The 15,543-nt window shown below is 42.0% G+C and carries 16 protein-coding genes; 2 read left to right on the plus strand and 14 right to left on the minus strand.

Going from position 1 to position 15,543, the window contains the following annotated elements; translation table 11 throughout:
- Positions 1–38: 38 nt before the first annotated feature.
- The 3 genes from DFR58_RS15690 to DFR58_RS15700 all read right to left on the minus strand — a co-directional run bounded on the left by DFR58_RS15690 (position 39) and on the right by DFR58_RS15700 (position 2,116).
- Positions 39–1,292, minus strand: coding sequence for a homoserine dehydrogenase (locus DFR58_RS15690; protein WP_114298862.1), 1,254 nt, complete (start codon positions 1,290–1,292; stop codon positions 39–41).
- Positions 1,293–1,311: 19 nt separating this feature from the next.
- Complete coding sequence (locus DFR58_RS15695; protein ID WP_114298802.1) at positions 1,312–1,755, minus strand: ACT domain-containing protein; 444 nt, start codon at positions 1,753–1,755, stop codon at positions 1,312–1,314.
- Between the two features lie 115 nt (positions 1,756–1,870).
- Positions 1,871–2,116 (minus strand): hypothetical protein, encoded by a 246-nt coding sequence (locus DFR58_RS15700; RefSeq protein ID WP_114298803.1) that lies wholly within the window; start codon positions 2,114–2,116, stop codon positions 1,871–1,873.
- Positions 2,117–2,284: 168 nt separating this feature from the next.
- Here DFR58_RS15700 and DFR58_RS15705 point away from each other — a divergent pair, with 168 nt between their 5' ends.
- Both DFR58_RS15705 and DFR58_RS15710 read left to right on the plus strand, forming a co-directional pair.
- Complete coding sequence (locus DFR58_RS15705) at positions 2,285–3,373, plus strand: Gfo/Idh/MocA family protein (protein ID WP_114298804.1); 1,089 nt, start codon at positions 2,285–2,287, stop codon at positions 3,371–3,373.
- Between the two features lie 329 nt (positions 3,374–3,702).
- Positions 3,703–5,160, plus strand: a complete 1,458-nt coding sequence (locus DFR58_RS15710) for a HAMP domain-containing sensor histidine kinase (protein ID WP_114298805.1) — start codon at positions 3,703–3,705, stop codon at positions 5,158–5,160.
- 93 nt (positions 5,161–5,253) lie between these two features.
- On the opposite strand, the gene DFR58_RS15715 is transcribed toward DFR58_RS15710, so the two are convergent.
- The 11 genes from DFR58_RS15715 to DFR58_RS15765 all read right to left on the minus strand — a co-directional run bounded on the left by DFR58_RS15715 (position 5,254) and on the right by DFR58_RS15765 (position 15,476).
- Positions 5,254–6,429: a sn-glycerol-1-phosphate dehydrogenase gene (locus DFR58_RS15715; protein WP_114298806.1), complete on the minus strand. Its 1,176-nt coding sequence runs from the start codon at positions 6,427–6,429 to the stop codon at positions 5,254–5,256.
- Between the two features lie 43 nt (positions 6,430–6,472).
- Positions 6,473–8,887, minus strand: coding sequence for a Lon protease family protein (locus DFR58_RS15720; RefSeq protein ID WP_114298807.1), 2,415 nt, complete (start codon positions 8,885–8,887; stop codon positions 6,473–6,475).
- A 155-nt stretch (positions 8,888–9,042) separates the two neighbouring features.
- Positions 9,043–9,489: a ribosomal protein S18-alanine N-acetyltransferase gene (rimI, locus tag DFR58_RS15725; protein WP_114298808.1), complete on the minus strand. Its 447-nt coding sequence runs from the start codon at positions 9,487–9,489 to the stop codon at positions 9,043–9,045.
- A gap of 9 nt (positions 9,490–9,498) precedes the next feature.
- The gene (gene tsaB / locus DFR58_RS15730; RefSeq protein WP_341457409.1) at positions 9,499–10,215 is read right to left on the minus strand and encodes a tRNA (adenosine(37)-N6)-threonylcarbamoyltransferase complex dimerization subunit type 1 TsaB; all 717 of its coding nucleotides are present in this window, start codon (positions 10,213–10,215) and stop codon (positions 9,499–9,501) included.
- Positions 10,212–10,697, minus strand: coding sequence for a tRNA (adenosine(37)-N6)-threonylcarbamoyltransferase complex ATPase subunit type 1 TsaE (gene tsaE / locus DFR58_RS15735; protein WP_114298809.1), 486 nt, complete (start codon positions 10,695–10,697; stop codon positions 10,212–10,214). The genes tsaB and tsaE overlap by 4 nt, the downstream gene beginning before the upstream one ends.
- Complete coding sequence (locus DFR58_RS15740; protein WP_114298810.1) at positions 10,684–11,886, minus strand: amidohydrolase; 1,203 nt, start codon at positions 11,884–11,886, stop codon at positions 10,684–10,686. Before DFR58_RS15740 ends, tsaE begins: the two co-directional genes overlap by 14 nt.
- Before the next feature lie 137 nt (positions 11,887–12,023).
- Positions 12,024–14,012 carry a methyl-accepting chemotaxis protein gene (locus tag DFR58_RS15745; RefSeq protein WP_114298811.1) on the minus strand — a complete coding sequence of 663 codons (1,989 nt, stop codon included), beginning with the start codon at positions 14,010–14,012 and terminating at the stop codon, positions 12,024–12,026.
- A 236-nt stretch (positions 14,013–14,248) separates the two neighbouring features.
- The gene (locus DFR58_RS15750) at positions 14,249–14,512 is read right to left on the minus strand and encodes a Txe/YoeB family addiction module toxin (protein ID WP_114298812.1); all 264 of its coding nucleotides are present in this window, start codon (positions 14,510–14,512) and stop codon (positions 14,249–14,251) included.
- On the minus strand, positions 14,505–14,771 hold the full coding sequence (locus DFR58_RS15755) for a type II toxin-antitoxin system Phd/YefM family antitoxin (RefSeq protein WP_114298813.1): 267 nt from the start codon (positions 14,769–14,771) through the stop codon (positions 14,505–14,507). The genes DFR58_RS15750 and DFR58_RS15755 overlap by 8 nt, the downstream gene beginning before the upstream one ends.
- Before the next feature lie 151 nt (positions 14,772–14,922).
- A complete protein-coding gene (locus DFR58_RS15760; protein WP_114298814.1) occupies positions 14,923–15,198 on the minus strand; it encodes a DUF2442 domain-containing protein in 276 nt (91 codons plus the stop codon).
- A gap of 17 nt (positions 15,199–15,215) precedes the next feature.
- A complete protein-coding gene (locus tag DFR58_RS15765) occupies positions 15,216–15,476 on the minus strand; it encodes a DUF4160 domain-containing protein (RefSeq protein ID WP_114298815.1) in 261 nt (86 codons plus the stop codon).
- Between the last annotated feature and the right edge of the window lie 67 nt (positions 15,477–15,543).

Consider the following 15,543-nt stretch of genomic DNA (forward strand, 5'->3'; position numbering starts at 1 on the left):
AAATTGACCGCCCTCCGCTCAATTATGAGCGTTGCAAGCTACTGCCCGTCATCTAACAGCCTTATGATGCTCAAGGTTTTTTCAATGCCTTCGGAAGCCTCCGCCTCTTTAAGCAGCTTTTCCAGTTGCCTTTCGGTATATACTCCCGTTACAAAACCAATTTCATTTTCAAAAGGAACAGCCGGCCTTACCCAGGCTACCCTCTTAAAGATATCTTCAACAGCCGACTCCGCTTCATGTGAACCCCCTGTCTTAAGTCTTATAAAATACCTGCATTCAAAATCCCTATGGTCAATCATATTATCACCCGGGCCAACAGTCCACGTATGGCTCCGGCAGACTCCCCTGTGCTTTACAATATCAATTACATCCGCTGCTACCGCGCTCGCCGTCGGAAGCTTTCCCGCTCCCCTGCCATAAAACATAGTCTCTCCTACCGCATTTCCTTTTACAACAATTGCATTGAATACGTCGTCTACATTTGAAATGGGGTTTTTCTTGCTGACTATGGCAGGGCTCACACGGGCAAATATTTTGTCTCCTGTCTTAACGCTTAAGCCTATAAGCTTTACAGTGGAGTCCATAGCCTCGGCATACTGCATGTCGGCAAGGCTTATCGAGGATATGCCCTCAGTGTGTATCTGTCTGTAATCTATAAACTCATTATATGCTATGGAGGAAAGGATAGCTATTTTTCTGCATGCGTCATGGCCCTCTATATCGGCGGTAGGATCTGCCTCTGCATACCCCTTTTGCTGCGCTTCCTTCAAAGCCTCGCTAAAGTCCTTTCCCTCTCTTTTCATCTGCGTAAGGATATAATTGGTCGTTCCATTTAAAATACCCGTAATGGCATTGATTTCATTTGCCGCAAGGCATCCGCTCAAGGGTCGTATAATGGGTATTCCCCCCCCGACGCTTGCCTCAAACAAATAGCTTACACCGTTTTGCGCGGCAAGCTCAAGCAGCTCGGGCCCATAAGCAGCTACAATCTCCTTGTTGGAGGTCACCACATGCTTTCCCATCTTCAACGCCCTTTTTGTAAATTCATAGGCAATGCGGGAGCCTCCTATTGTCTCCACAATAATGCTTATTTCACTGTCCTCAAATACCTCGTCGGCATTCTTTGTCAGCAGGTCTTTGTCCGGGCTTTCAGGGAAATCACGTATATCCAGTATTTTTTTAACCTCTATTTTCTCTCCCGCTCTGACCGCTATGCCCGGACAGTTTTTCCTGATAACCTCCAAAACACCTGAGCCCACTGTACCATAGCCTAAAATCGCTATATAAACCATATTTTTTTCTAAGCCTCCTCTATTCTCTTGCAAGTATCCCATACCTTCTGACCCCTTCTATACTCCCTACGTCACTCATCAATTCATCTATATCCCCCGTCATTTCCTCTGTCTCTATAGATATAGTAACGTCAGCCAGGCCATTTATAGGGATGTTCTGATTAATAGTTAATATATTGGCCTTCACCTTTGCGATGCTGTTAATTATGCTGGATAATATACCTGCAAAGTCTTCTACTACAAAAAATAGCGTAATAACCCTCCCCCTTGAGGTTTCATAAAAAGGAAAAATAAAATCCTTATACTTATAGTAGGCGCTGCGGCTGAGTCCAATTTCCTTCACGGCTTCATTGACCGTCTTTACACTCCCTCTGCTGAGTATTTTCTTAACCTCTATTACTTTTGTAAATACCTCTGGCAATACCAGTGCATCGACAAGATAATATGTTGAGTTGTCTCTCATATCAGCCTCCATGTCCATACTCGGCGTACAATTGTTTTTCCCCCGTGATATATTAGCATATTTTAAATTGAATTTCAAGATATACCTGCAAATTATACGAAAAAAAGACAGGCTGTTACTTCATATTTATTGTCTTTACCTGCACTCCTTCAAGGGCTCCCAGCTCTTCTGCCAGAGCCAGAATTTTGTCGCTCCTGTCCAGTATATTGAGGGTTATAAGTCCATGCTGCTTCTCACCCGGATCGTGAGTTCCTACTCTTGTCATTATGCTGTCTCCGTATTTGGTTAGAATCTCCTGCACTCTAGGTGCGGACTGAGTCCTTTTATCCACCAGTACTCCCATTATGTTAAGACTTTTCATTGTGATATCTTCCTCCTTAAAAATTTATTTTGTAATATGCTTATAATACCTATATTTGAAGTATTTATGCGAACGGTATAATACCCGATCTCCGGCAAATAATAATGTTTGGGAAACCGTCAATAAGTACGGTTAATATGCATATAAAACATAGAGAAGGAGAGCAAAATGCAGAAAATACGTTTGGGCGTAATCGGCACAGGTCTGGCATGGGAGAGACTCCACTATCCCGCAATTCTTGAACTCAAGGACAAGTACGAAATTGCGGCGCTTTCAAACCGTACACTTAAGGATGCTCAGGAATTTGCCAAAAAAATAGGCCTTTCACCTGAAAATATTTATCAGGATTATAAGGAAATGCTTAAAAGGGATGATATTGACGCAGTAGACATACTTGTGCCCATAGAAATGAATTACGGTGTTTCTTGGGATGTTGCCGCGGCAGGAATAGATTTTATCTGCGAGAAGCCTCTGGCAGCAAAGCTTGATGACGCAAAAAAATATGTTGAATTGTCTAAAAAGCATTCCCTTAAAATAATGATTGCCGAAAACTACAGGTATAACGAAGAAAACAATATAATTCGCAGTATTATAGGCTCGGGCAAAATAGGGGACGTAATTTATTTCATAAGAAACAATATTACCTGCTTCCCCTGTGAAATGTCCAAGGATACCTTTGCAGGCACGGAATGGCGGCAGCACCCCAAATTTGCAGGAGGGGCGTTTTTGGATGCCGCACTCCATGATATCGCAGCAATGCGCCATATTTTTGGGGATATAGAATGTGTACAGGCTTTCGGGAAGCCCCAGCAGGAGGATTTTAACCCTTATGTTTCAGTAAATTCTAACATACTTTTTAAAAACAGAATCACAGGGTATTTCAGCTACTTCCCCTCCGGCATGGAGCCTCAAAGACCACTAATAGGGTTCAGAATCTTTGGTACAAAGGGGGAAATATACCTTGAGGAAAAAAATTGCGGCACTATAAACGTAGCCTATAACAACGGGCAGTCAGAGCAGGTGCCCTACACTCCCGAGCGAGGCTATTACAATGAGCTTATGAATTTTTACAATGCCTTTAACGGAAAGGAAGAAATACTGGTAACCCCCGAGGTTGAATTCGGGGATGTAAAAGCGGTGTTCAGCATAATGGAGTCGGTTTCAAAGCAAAGGCTGGTATATATTGAAGAAAATCAAAGCCGTAAGGACAAGCACTATATTGAAGGATGCGCCGATGTAAATTCCTACCTGCAGTAGCAGGGGCAGACACACAGGTCTGCCCCTGAATTAATATCCATTTATTTCTTAAAATACATATTTATCAACGTATTTGTATTCTTTATTCATTCTAAAGTTCTTATTGAATGTATAATTTTTCTTTAAATTACAAAAATATTTTTCTTTTGTATCTTTAAATTCTAGTTATGTCGAGAAAATTATGGTAATATTGTGATAAAATAAAATAAACAGAAATTAGAAAATGACATTAAATACCATACATGATAAAATGTATGTGGAGGAGTAGTACAAGCTTTTAGATAAATTATAGGGATTCAGATTTAAAATACAGGAAGAGGAATGATGTTATGAAAAGCAATTCAATAACGTGGAAAATTTTTAGATATAACATGGCTGCAATCATTATGCTTATAGCATTGATAACAATAGTATTCAATATAGCAGCACGCGTATACATAGAAAACGATGCGGCAAGGCAGCTAAATACCATAGCTTTAAGAGCCGAGTATACGGCACTACAAAAAGGATCTGATTTTTTCCCTGAGCAGGGTATGCTTTCACCTCCTCCGGGTTCTTCCGACAGTGCCTCAAAAGGCAATGACGATTTTTTTAAGTTTTATTTTATGCTGGATCGATCGCTAAAGCAGACACTCTCTGTTTTAAATGCGGATTACCTGTTATTTGATTCCGACAAAAATTTAATAAATTCCTCTTCCGAAGGATACTTTGATATCCCGGAGATCCTATTGGCCAAAATCATGCGCGAGCTTAACGATTCTTCCGTCTCAGATGACGGCAAACACCTGAAATTCGACCTCTTAGGCACAGAATATATAGCTGTCGCAAAGCCTGTATCCCATAAAAACACCTTCGGGCTTGGATGGATAATAATATATTCAAGCCTTCAAAAGGTCAACCACCTGCAATATATGATAAATGCAATGTTATTGTCCATACTTATTTTGTCATCACTGGCCGTTGCTATTTTTTCATTTATTTCCGCAAAAAAAATATCCGAGCCCTTTTTATATCTCAGCCGCCACATAGGCTCAATTGCCGAAAGGAACTTTGGCACTAAGATTAATGTGCCAATATACAGCGAGCTGGAGCAATTTATAAACAGCATAAATATAATGTCTGAAAAAATTGAGAAGTACGACAACGTTCAGAAAACCTTCCTGCAAAATGTGTCCCATGAATTCAGAACCCCCCTTATGTCTATTCAAAGCTATGCGGAGGGAATAAAATACGATGTTGTGGAGGCCGGCACCGCAACAAATATTATAATAGATGAGTCAAAGCACCTGGCACATCTTGTAGATGATCTTATGTACCTATCACGGCTTGATACGCTTGAGGAGAATTACCACTTTACCAACTTGAATTTTAACGATTTAATAAACAACTGTATAGAGAGAATGAATGGAATAGCTATAAACAACAATATACAGATCCTCTGCGGTTGCAGCTCTGAAAAAGTAGAAATAATGGCGGATCACGAAAAGCTTTCGCGTGCAATTACAAATATAATAAGCAATTGCATAAGGTATGCCGGCAGTAAGGTGGAAATAGAGTTCAAAAGCACCGAGCACAGCAAATTAATTTTATTGATATGGGACGACGGCCATGGGTTTGCATCTGAAGATCTCCCAAATATTTTTGAAAGATTTTATAAGGGTAAAAAGGGGAATTTCGGACTGGGGCTGGCAATAGCAAAAAATGTTATTGAAAAGCATAAAGGAAAGGTTACCGCCCAGAATTCCGAATCGGGGGCGTTATTTATAATAGAGCTGCCGCTGCTGTGATCACTTGACGGAACCTTTTTCCGTCTTCGGCTTTCATTTTCAACTGTCCGATTTTTTCGGACAGTTTACTGCCCTCTGAATTAAGTTTAGATTTCAGTCCGCTCCATAGAATTTCTGCGTAAGCCTCAGAGCGGCATCCTCAAGAATTCCAAGCCTCTTTGCAAGGTGAAAAACAGTATATCTCGGCCTTATTTCCATGGCATGTATTATGCTTTCTGTGAAGACCTCCTTTTTAATGCCCAGCTCAAAAGGATTGTCACAAGCCCCGATTCTCTTTAACAGGCCTCTGATTTCTTCGGGATCGGGTGAGTCTATTTCAAAATCAGCCTTATCCTTGACCATTTCATACAGATATGACACTATTACCGTGCCTACGCCTACCGAATTGCCGTGAAGAGGGTGCTCCTCCCCTCTTGCCAGAGCATTCATCTCCCAATAATGTGCCAGATGATGCTCCGCTCCCGAAGCCGGCCTGGAGCTTCCCACCAGTCCCATTGCAATTCCTGAAAGAATAAGCGCCTCTATCATATATCTTATGGAACTCTCATCCCGCTCTGCAATTCCGTCTATATTGCCCATGCACTTATCCATGGCATTTTTCACCAGACTTACACCAGTTTCGCAGTAATATTCATTGTTTACATCCTTTGAGAGCTTCCAGTCGGCCAGTGCCGTGTATTTGCCCAGTATGTCCCCAAACCCCGCGCATATCATTTCCCAAGGTGCATTTCTCATGGCTTTAAGATCGCACAGGATTGAAACAGGATACACCGCCTCATAGGTCTTTTTAAAGCCGTCTATTATAAGAGGCGATACTGTGGAAGCATATCCATCCATGGATGGAGCGGTTGCCGCTATCAAATAAGGTATCCCAAGCTTAAAGCTTATAATCCTTGCCAGATCATTTACCGTCCCCGACCCTACCGCCACTATAAGGGAAACATCTCTGCCTATCTCCGTCACAAGCCTTCCAACGGCTCTTTCATCAGGAACAAGCGGATGAAGAGATTCAAAAATATGTCCTCCCACTGGAAGCCCTTCTTTTTTTAAAGCCTCCCATATCCTTCTTCCCTTTACGGAATAGGTATTGTTATCGGCTATAACGAATATCCTGCCTGTTTTATATTTCAGTGCGAGGCTCACCGCCTCTTTTGTTATATCCTGATCCACTATAATACTCCGGATGTCCACCGAGTGGCTTCTTCCGCACGTGCATTCAAATGACAAATTCACCATTTCACTTACAGGCAAGCTTAATATGTTATCCATTGCAACATTTCCTTTTCTCTTATTTTTATAATACCGCCCACCTCTACTTCTTGTCGTCCCTTCCAAAGCTTGAGACTGTTTTTGCAAACTTTTTAAGCTTTTCATATACCAGGTAATTTACAGTCCTTTGAGGATAGGTTCCATCCTGCCTCTTTTGTCCCGCCTTTACCCCTGTCAATATTTCTATTCCCTGATCTATCGTCTTAACAGGATATATATGAAAATTTCCATCCCTCACCGCCTCAATTACTTCATCACTCAGAACAAGGTTTTTTATGTTCTGATGGGGTATTATTACTCCCTGCTTTCCATTTAGCCCTCTTACCTTGCATAATTGAAAAAACCCCTCTATCTTATTGGTAACACCGCCTATGGGCTGTATTTCACCTTTCTGGTTTACAGACCCTGTTACGGCTATGTATTGCTTTATGGGAATCTCCGCGAGGCTGGAAATTATGGCGTACAGCTCGGCGCTTGACGCGCTGTCTCCGTCCACCCCGCTGTATAATTGCTCAAAACAGAGGCTTCCTGAAAGTGACAAAGGCATTTCCTGAGCATACTTCTGGCCTATATACCCGCTTAAAATAAGCACCCCCTTGGTATGAGAGGTTCCGCTCATTTCAATCTCTCTTTCTATATTTACAATTCCGCTCTCCCCTATATAAGTATTTGCCGTTATTCTGGACGGTTTTCCAAAGGAATAGTCCCCCATATCCAATATGGAAAGTCCGTTTATCTGTCCTATGACCTCACCGTCGGTGTCAATCATTATTGTACCATCCTCCAAAAGGGACAGCAGCTTTCTGTCATACTTATCGGAACGGTAATTCTTTTCCTGTACGGCTTTTTTTACATGTCGGCCGCTTACAATACAGTCTCCCTCTATTTCTGCCCATGCACAGGACTCGCACAGTATTTCAACTATTTCATTAAACCTTGTGGACAGCTTGCTCTGATCCTCAACAAGCCTGGAGCTGTATTCAACCACTCCGGCAAGGCCGGTTTTGTCGAAATGCAGAGTCTCTTCCTTGTGGCAGAAGGAGCTTATAAACTGCACCAGCTTTATGATGTTCTCCCGACTTCTATCCATTTCCTCATCAAAATCAACCTTTATTTTAAAAAGCTTTTTAAAGTCCTCATCATACTGGTACAGCAGCTGATACAGGTACTCGCTTCCTACAAGCACCACCTTGACGTTTATTGGTATCGGCTCAGGCTTTAAGGCTGAGACAGCGACAAGACCCATCTGCTCCTTCATGTTTTCAATGTTTATTTGCTTTGTTCTTAGCACCCTTTTTAAGGCTTCCCATGACTGTACGTTATTTAAAACATCCTTTGCCTGTAAAATAAGATATCCTCCGTTAGCCTGATGAAACAGCCCTGCCTTTATCATGGTAAAATGAGTAGTCATTGTGCCAAACTCATTCTCATACTCAAGCTTTCCAAGAAGGTTGTAAAATGTGGGGTTAAAGTCTGCAATTACCGGGGCACCGTCAAGCTCACTGTTATCCACCAGCAGGTTGACCTTATACCTGTCCGTTACTGAATCGGTGCTGCTTTTCATCCACGGCACAATCAATTGCTGCTGCTCATAGGGCACATCCTCTTCCCTGAAGTCATCAAGGTTGGATAATATGTCCTCCTGAACATTTCCCAGATATTCCGATATCTTTTCATAATCTTTGTACTTTTCTTTAAGATCGTTTATATGCATTCCCACGGCATACAAAGCTATCTTGTTTTCCCATTCTGCGACCTTAGCTTCAGCGTCCCTTTCAACATTTCGGATTTTACGTATAATGTCCATAGTCTCTCTCTGTATGATATCCGATCTTTCGTTCAGCTCCAGCTTGGCATTTTCATCAAGCTCCCCATATTCCTTTTCACTGAGAGTCTTTCCCTCAACCACAGGCAAAAAGTATATTCCGGCATTTGTTGTCTTAACCTTGAAGCCATGCTTTGAGGCATCTTCATTAAGCTTGTCTATAAGCAGGCTCCTTTTGCCCTCATACTCTTTTTCAATGGAAGCCTTTTCCTTTTCATAATCCTCACTGTCAAATGCCTTTGATATCTCAAGCCTTAATATTTTAACAAACTCATCCATATCCTTTTGAAAAATTTTCCCCGTACCCGCTGGAAGGCTGATGGCCATAGGCTGATTGGGCTTGCCAAAATTAAACACATAGCACCAATCATCAGGAATCCTTTGCTGCAAGGCAATTTTTTTTATGTGGTTTTGGGCGTAGCTTGTTTTTCCTGTCCCCGTAGCTCCGGATAAATACAAATTGTATCCGCGTATTTTTACCCTAAGGCCGAATTCCATAGCCTGAACCGCTCTGTCCTGTCCTATTATTCCATGAAACGGCTCTACCTCAGAGGTATCGGAAAAATCAAATATTTCAGGATTACATTCGTTTCGCAGCATTCTATAATCCAATTCGTTTATCTCAGTTGACATATAGCTTTCCCCCCATAAATGGCAATAGAAATTTGCACATTATTAACCGGCTTAATAAATAAAAAGACCTTTATTTAAATAATTTTTTAGAGATAATTTTATATATTCTATAATAATATGACAAAAACCTTTTTATATTCAATGTTTTTACAATTCTACCTTTTCCACATTATAACCGCGTCCTCACCGTTATCGGAATAATAGCCCTTCCTGCTTCCTTCGATAATAAAGCCGTATTTGCTGTAAAGCCTTTGAGCTATAATGTTGCTCCTTCTTACCTCAAGCGTTATGCTTAAAATCCCCTCATCATCCGCCGCTGAAAGCAGAGCCTCCAAAAGAAGGCCTCCCACTCCCGAACCCCGGAACTCGGGATGCACCGCAATATTTGTAATATGACCTTCGTCAAAAATTTTCCACATACCCGCATAGCCTATAATTTTTCCGCCAATACCCGCCACAAAATACCTTGCAAATTTATTTTTGGCAACCTCCTCCGCAAAGGCATTTTTTGACCACGGAATTTTGAAGCTAAGGTGCTCTACAATCATTACATCGTTTATATGCTCTGAGGTCATGCGCATAATGTTAATGTTATCCAGCATCTGAAGTCCTCATAGTTTCAATATGTGATTTTTTTCAAGCTCTCTTTCGGCCTGAGATTTCCTTAAATAAAATGGCAGCATTGAAAAGCCGTCCTCCTTATCCGTACCCCCGCTTTTTTCAAATGCTATCTGAGCGACAGCCGAAGCCCTTTGAAGCAAAAGGCTCCCCGGAGCAAATGAGCATATCCCGTCCAGTTCGCTCTGCAAAAGCTCCCGGTGATTTTGAACCCCGTCCCCGGCGAAAATGACCTTTTGCTTCTTTTGCTTTATTATGTCTATAAGCTGGTAAACGGATATCCCCATGTAGTCTGCAATACGCTTTTGGCCGCCCTTCTCCCAGCAGTACAGTGAGGTGTATACCTGTAGATTCCGGGCATCCATTATAGGACATATCACGGCTTCATTCATCGGTATATTATATGCAATAGCATCTAATGTAGGCACGCTTGCAACCGGCTTCCCCAATGAAAAGGCCATTGCCTTTATTGTAGTAACGCCTATCCTTAGGCCGGTAAACGACCCAGGTCCTATGGATGCGGCATATAAATCTATATCCTGCGGGCACAGCTCCAGGCTGTCCATAAGCTCCTTTATCATAGGCATGAGCTTCTGAGAATGGGTCTTTTTATTGTTTACCAAATATTCTCCCAAAATTGTGCCGCTGTCCATTACCGCTGCCGCAGCCACAGAGGCTGAGGTATCAACAGCAAGTATCCTCACCTTCACTTCACTCCCTTCAAAGCCTGCCTGTTCAGAGCATCTTCATAGCCCTGATATTTAGCTCCCCGGAACTCAACCTCTATTATTCTTGCGTTATCTCCCTCCGAAGGCTCCTTTGATATACGCACTGCTATATACTCCTCCGGAAGCACCTCCTGTATAAGGTCTGCCCACTCTATTACCGAAATACCCTCTCCGCCTATATACTCCTCAAGGCCGATATCAAACATCTCCTCCGCGTCTGAGATTCTGTACACGTCGAAATGGTATAAGGGTATAGAGGAGTTATATTCGTTTACAATAGTAAAGGTAGGGCTTGTTATATACCCCTGTACTCCCGCTGCTCTTGCTATGCCATAGGTAAAGGCGGTTTTCCCTGCCCCGAGATCTCCTTTTAAGCAGACTAAATCTCCCGCTTTTAATAATTTCCCCAGAGACCATCCCACATCTTTTGTTTCCTGCTCTGAAAATGTTTTAAACCTCTTCACTCTCGCGCCTCCGGTACACAATATTGCCATTAATAATGGTAGCATAAACCCTTGATTTGAGCTCAAAGGGATGCCCCTTAAAAATAACCATGTCGGCATCCTTGCCCTTCTCAAGGCTCCCTACCCTGTCGTCTATGCCTGTGATCTGCGCGGCATTTATTGTAATTGCCTTCAATGCCTCTGTCTCATCCATACCCTCGCGTGCCGCAATAGCGGCGCACAGGCACAGGTATTGTATGGGTATGCATGGATGATCGGTCATTATAGCTAATTTTATACCTGCACGGGAGAGAATGCCCGGTGCCTTTATGCTCTGATTCTTCAGCTCTATCTTGGATCTGTCGGTGATCAGAGGCCCTACAATTGCCCGAACTCCCTCCTCCAGAAGGATATCCTTTATAAGGTAGCCTTCGGTACAATGCTCTATAGTCAAATCTATTCCAAATTCCCTTGCAATCCTCACGGCAGTAAGTATGTCATCGGCTCTGTGGGCATGGGCCTTTACAGGTATCTCTCTTCTCAATACCTTTACAAGCGCGTCAAGCTTAATATCGAACTCAGGCTTATCATTGTTTTCCTCGTCGGCATAATGCTTTTCAAGAAGCTCCTTATATTCCGCCGCCTTCATAAGATTTTCCCTAAGCAGTGCCGCCGTTGCCATTCTGGTTATGGGCATCTGCCTTTTTTCATTATATACCGTTTTGGGATTCTCACCAAACGCAACCTTCATAGCCACGGGAGCCTTTATAATCATATCCTCAATTCGCCTTCCATAGGTTTTCAGTGCGGCAAACTGCCCTCCTATGACATTTGAGCTGCCCGGGCCCGTAACCACAGTGGTAACTCCGCCCTCCCTCGCCTCCACAAAAGCCCTGTCAGCATGGTAGACGGCGTCTATCGCTCTTAATTGGGGTGTAACAGGGTCGGTCGACTCGTTGCCGTCATCCCCCTCAAAGCCCACAGAGTCCTCCCACATGCCGACATGGCAGTGCGCGTCTATGAAGCCCGGCAAAACATAGCAGGCTTCCGCATCAATGACGGTAACATCCCCCCGCCCTGAAACAGCCCTTTCAGCCTTACTTATATCATCGCCTATTTCAATTATTTTTGCCTCATCGGCCAGAATATATCCATTATCATAGCTTATCCCGGCCATAGTAAGTATTTTGCCATTTTTAACAAGCAGCATTTTTCCTCCCGATGTTATGCAAACGCACCTTGGAATTCAAAAGCATTTAGCTTAAGGTGCGTAAAATATTTATAAATAATCATCTTAAACATTTTATTATAATGGATAAAAAAAAACAACAAATCCTCTTATTTTATTTAAACCCTGAACTTGCTGATAACACCCTGCAGGCTCTGTGCAAGGTTTGACAAGCTCTGGCTTGTAACCGCAATTTCTTCGGCAGAGGCGGACTGTTCCTCCATTGATGCCATTGCTTGCTGGCTTGAAGCGGCATTTTCCTCCGCAACAGCAGAAAGAGCTTGAAGTGTCCGCAATATTTCTTCCTTCATTGTCACCAGCTCTTTTCCTGAGGCATTCAATTTCTCAACAGCCCCTCCGGTTTCCTTCATTGTACTCTCTATTAGAATATATTTATCCCTGCTCTGTGTCACACTGTCGGCCTGACTCTTACATATGGCAGAAACCATCTGAACACTCTTTACAGCAGCTTCGGCATTGCTTTGCAGCTCCTTTACTATTTTATCAATGGACTTGGTAGACATGGAAGCTTGCTCCGCCAGCTTTGTTATCTCTTCAGCCACTACCGCAAAGCCCTTTCCGGCCTCTCCTGCTCTGGCCGCTTCTATGGTTGCATTTAATGCAAGAAGATTGGTCTGCCCCGCCACCGAAGCAATTAAGCTGCTTGCCTGACCTATCTTGCCTGAATTTTCGTTTGTTTTTAATATAATTTCATAAATTTCTTTTGTGGCACCGTTGCTTTCCTCTGTTATCTCAGCTAGGCCGTCAACTTCCTTAAGCCCGTCATTTACAACCTCTGTAATTCTATTTGAAAGAATATTCAGGTTCCTTATGCAGTGCTGATCCTTTTCAATAATCTCTTCTAGCAAAAAGGCTTTAGAACATCCGCTCTGGGAATCTTTTGCCTGTTGTGACGCAGCCTTTGCTACCTGTTCCATAGCTATGGATACCTGCTCGGCTGCGGCAGCCGATTCCTGTGAGGTGGCAGTCAGATCTTGTGAGGCGGCAGCCACTTGCTCGGAGGAAGCCTTAATTTCACATGTGATTTCCCTTAGACTGCCTGTTATCCCCTGAAGTGCCTTTGACAGAATCCCAATCTCATCCTTCTTTTTCAAAAGGCCTTCAGGGATGTCCTGAGTTATATCCAGAGCAGATATTCGCTCCGAGCAGCTTACTATTTTTATAATAGGCCGGACAATGGAGCTTCCAATTAAATATGTAAGCACTATGCTTATAATCAAGCCCGTAGCGGTGGTTACAAGCACCCCCCTCTGTAACAGGCTTATTGACGACAGCACCTCTTTTTTATTGGCCGTTACAGCCACTATCCAGTCGGTGCTGTCAATAGGCTTATAGGCGGCATACATCTCATTTCCTTCAAAAGAGTAGGTGCTCACTCCTGATTTTTCGGCAATCATTTTTTCAAACAGTTGCGCTGCCGATTTCTGTCCGTCATCCTTTTTTGCCTCCTCAATGGGATTAAACTGGTTCACCACCCTGTCAATGTTGCGGTGCCCCATTACCGTTCCTTTGGAATTTATTACATACGCATATCCACTATCACCGTAGCCTACATCCTCTATAACCTTACTTAAGGCATCACCGCTTCTTCTTGCGATAAGTACACCCACTATTTTTCCGTCTGCTTTTATAGGCACAGCATACATTATCACAGGCTCATTAGTCACTCTGCTTATTAACACATCCGACAAATTTGTTTCACCATTTAATGCCTTTTTTATATAATCCCTGTCTCCAAGCTGGCTTTTTGTACCATCGGGATAGTAAGCATTGCCGTCCGGCAGCACAATTCCCATATCCATAAACTCCGTATTTTTCAGATCTGCTTTCAACGCAGCTCTCTGCCTCTCCCAATCCATACTTTGAATGTCTTGTTTTAACGATATTGTCTCCAGAATGCTCTTTTGCATTTCAATCCTGCTTTTCGTCAATTTAGATACCTCTGCAACCAACAATCCAAGTCCCTTCTCCGCTTCCCCGACAAGTGCTTCGCTGGCTGTTTTTAAAGATATAAGGCTTATAACCGAAGACGATACCAGGACCAATGCGCAAAAATATACTATTAGCTTTGTTTTAATACTTTTCATCTCACTCTGCCTCGTATACTGTTATCCTCATTTTTTTGCAAAAATATTTTATGTTATTTATTTCAATAAATCCTATTACATTAATTATATTGGTAAATTCTCTTTGGTACAACCTTTTATGATATAATTTTTACAGTATTGAGGCTTTTGTCAAAACATTTACATAAATTAAAGAAAATATAAAGACAGGCGGCCAAAGGATTTACGCCTTCAGCGGCCTGTCTTTTATATTTACATCACTTATCTTGATAATGATATCGGCACGCCAGAATATAGATATTTTCGCTGTCGATTTTATAAATCAGCCTATCCTTATCATTAATTCTTCTGCTCCAAAAGCCTGCTAAATTTCCACTTAGAGCTTCCGGCTTTCCCATTCCTTCGTTTCCATTTCTTATAATATCCTCAATAAGGTGATTTATTTTTCTCAATGTTTTTCTGTCCTCTGTCTGCCAATATAAATAATCGGCCCACCCATTTTTAGTAAATACCTTATTCATCCGTCTCTGCCTCAGAAAGTTCATGTGCAGATGCCATTCCATTTTCCAACTGAGCCTTTGATTCCATCAACCAGTCATAATTACTTTTATTGCCCAAAACATGGATGTTTTCCATAATATTATTATAAGCCTCTTCAGATAACATAACAACATTTTTGTTATCTTTCCTTGTTACTATAACAGTCTCATAATCATCTGTGATTTTATCCATATATGTTTTCATGTTTTCTCTTAGTGTGGTATAGTTTACAGCCAGCATAAAACCGCCTCCATTTCGTACAGTTTTCTGTACCCTTATTGTATCCTACAAATAACTGTACGTCAACACTATCAGTATATCCAATGTGTTAAAAAAATCCCCAAGACATTTCTGTCCTGAAGATTTGAATTTTGTATAGTGCAATTATAACTTATGCTGTTCTATCTTCTATGGCCTGCAATGCATAAAGTGTATCGGGATCAATGTCAATACACCTGCTTACATTTCTGTTTCCTGCCAAATCCCATGCCAAAGTATTATTCAGTATTGTACATGTGCTCATGAAAACGCTTTTATCTTTTAATGGCTGAAAAGCCTCTTTCCCCAACAATGGCGCCACATCATACAAAACGATCTTGCCATCTTCAAAATAAACAGTAACGGTATAATCCTCATTTGGAACTACTTGCACTATTTCAGAAAACATAATTTTTCACCTCCGGTTTATACCAATGGGTTAATTCTATTTAATGGCTTTCCATCTTTCGATAGCTCCCAATTTTGCATTAATTCATCCTGATGAATAACACACCACGCTAAAATAAGTTTAAGTTGTTTAGATGGCAAGGCACCTTTTATTATTCTTGCATTGCTAATATCCACCAATGCTCTATTTCCGCTATATTCAGCATGAAAGTGCGGCGGATTATGCTCATCATAATACATAGTCACACGGATCCCATAAAATAAAGATATTTCCGGCATACTTTCACTTTCCTTTCAATCATATCCTTAAGTAAACATAGGCGTCACCGCCTATGCTCCTCGACGG

The organism is Anaerobacterium chartisolvens, assembly GCF_003337415.1.
Classification (GTDB): Bacteria; Bacillota; Clostridia; order Acetivibrionales; family DSM-27016; genus Anaerobacterium; species Anaerobacterium chartisolvens.

Excerpts from the sequence above, each read along its gene's own strand:
- DFR58_RS15690 (WP_114298862.1), bottom strand. The coding sequence starts at position 1,292 with ATGGTTTATATAGCGATTTTAGGCTATGGTACAGTGGGCTCAGGTGTT.
- DFR58_RS15695 (WP_114298802.1), bottom strand. The coding sequence starts at position 1,755 with ATGAGAGACAACTCAACATATTATCTTGTCGATGCACTGGTATTGCCA.
- DFR58_RS15700 (WP_114298803.1), bottom strand. The coding sequence starts at position 2,116 with ATGAAAAGTCTTAACATAATGGGAGTACTGGTGGATAAAAGGACTCAG.
- DFR58_RS15705 (WP_114298804.1), top strand. The coding sequence starts at position 2,285 with ATGCAGAAAATACGTTTGGGCGTAATCGGCACAGGTCTGGCATGGGAG.
- DFR58_RS15710 (WP_114298805.1), top strand. The coding sequence starts at position 3,703 with ATGAAAAGCAATTCAATAACGTGGAAAATTTTTAGATATAACATGGCT.
- DFR58_RS15715 (WP_114298806.1), bottom strand. The coding sequence starts at position 6,429 with ATGGATAACATATTAAGCTTGCCTGTAAGTGAAATGGTGAATTTGTCA.
- DFR58_RS15720 (WP_114298807.1), bottom strand. The coding sequence starts at position 8,887 with ATGTCAACTGAGATAAACGAATTGGATTATAGAATGCTGCGAAACGAA.
- rimI (WP_114298808.1), bottom strand. The coding sequence starts at position 9,489 with ATGCTGGATAACATTAACATTATGCGCATGACCTCAGAGCATATAAAC.
- DFR58_RS15740 (WP_114298810.1), bottom strand. The coding sequence starts at position 11,886 with ATGCTGCTTGTTAAAAATGGCAAAATACTTACTATGGCCGGGATAAGC.
- DFR58_RS15745 (WP_114298811.1), bottom strand. The coding sequence starts at position 14,012 with ATGAAAAGTATTAAAACAAAGCTAATAGTATATTTTTGCGCATTGGTC.
- DFR58_RS15750 (WP_114298812.1), bottom strand. The coding sequence starts at position 14,512 with ATGAATAAGGTATTTACTAAAAATGGGTGGGCCGATTATTTATATTGG.
- DFR58_RS15755 (WP_114298813.1), bottom strand. The coding sequence starts at position 14,771 with ATGCTGGCTGTAAACTATACCACACTAAGAGAAAACATGAAAACATAT.
- DFR58_RS15760 (WP_114298814.1), bottom strand. The coding sequence starts at position 15,198 with ATGTTTTCTGAAATAGTGCAAGTAGTTCCAAATGAGGATTATACCGTT.
- DFR58_RS15765 (WP_114298815.1), bottom strand. The coding sequence starts at position 15,476 with ATGCCGGAAATATCTTTATTTTATGGGATCCGTGTGACTATGTATTAT.